Origin of the sequence: Endozoicomonas sp. SESOKO2 (assembly GCF_024606245.1) — a bacterium.
Lineage (GTDB): Bacteria > Pseudomonadota > Gammaproteobacteria > Pseudomonadales > Endozoicomonadaceae > Endozoicomonas_A.
In genome coordinates, this window is the sequence record NZ_JAHHPQ010000708.1 from 1 (window position 1) to 1,090 (window position 1,090).

At 49.5% G+C, this 1,090-nt stretch carries 2 protein-coding genes; both read left to right on the top strand.

The features are described 5' to 3' along the window. Positions 1-217 (top strand): hypothetical protein (locus tag KDK17_RS17010; RefSeq protein ID WP_257288627.1); only part of this gene is annotated, 217 nt, incomplete at its 5' end. Positions 218-219: 2 nt separating this feature from the next. Next, positions 220-1,090: hypothetical protein (locus KDK17_RS17015; protein ID WP_257288628.1), on the top strand; the 871-nt coding region annotated here is incomplete at its 3' end.

A 1,090-nucleotide genomic window follows, 5' to 3' on the forward strand; every position in this document is an offset into this window, starting at 1 on the left:
AATCATTCAGCTTGAGTTAATAAGCTTGCAGTTATACCTGCTGGCGAGTACCCACACTCTCTTTTATATCAAGATTCGTTACGAAATTGTCCCCCCTACAAAGGCAATTGCTCTGCCGGTATCTATCCGAATCGAACTTTTATCCTGTCTGAAGGTCAAATCTACGTATAAGCAAATGATTTCAATGCAGTCCTTTAGATCACGGGAAGGAGAATGACTATGGATGGTCAAGTTGGTGGAGATATAAACAAACTCTCTCTTGTTAGTGACGTGACTGATAGTTATCTAAAGGGTAGTGACATACCAGCCGAGAAGAGAGCAAAGCTGGATTCATCGTCAAAGAGGGTAGAAATCTGCGATAAGTTAACCTACAAACTCACTCTATCATCACCTCCGATTGCGTCGCCTGACAGAGCGAGAAGCCTATCCGCAATAGATTCCCCGCTCCGAAAAGTCCCTCATTCCTTCGATTTTCGTTTTGTCACCAGTGATGACGAGGTACGACAGCTTTTAGTGGCCCGGACCGGCGAGGGACAATGTGATGTCACGCTTATCTCCCACCCCGATGACCTCTCACAGGCTAATCTGGTGAGCCGGTTGAGCATTTCTGACGACGGTTGCCACGTTCTGGGTTCAGGCAAGCTGTTTGAAAGTCCAAAGCCACTCACCCTGGTGATAGATATCCGCGAACTCACCAGTGAGGAGCTGCCAAAATTTAACGACCTACTGGACCCGGATAACCCCTGCCTGTACGACAAAGTCAGCCAAAAGAAAAGCCCACTGGGAGAGCATGTTGCTTTAATGGTTTTGGCAGATCCTGCACAGTTGGCATCGGTTGGCCCGACTGATGGCGCTCCGGGTGCTGATTTTTGGCGGCGAATTAATCGGCCGGGAAATACCTGGCAGTTCAACGCACAGACCGGTAGTGACCAGGCGATGAAGATCAACGAGGTTCCTCCGGTATTGGCTGAACTCCCCGGTGTCGAAGGCAACGTGGATGATGACCATACCGTTCTCATTGACTGTCACTTGCACAGTCACTGGCGACACTTACTGCTGGGCGGTCCCGGAGTAGATCAACAGGGGCGAA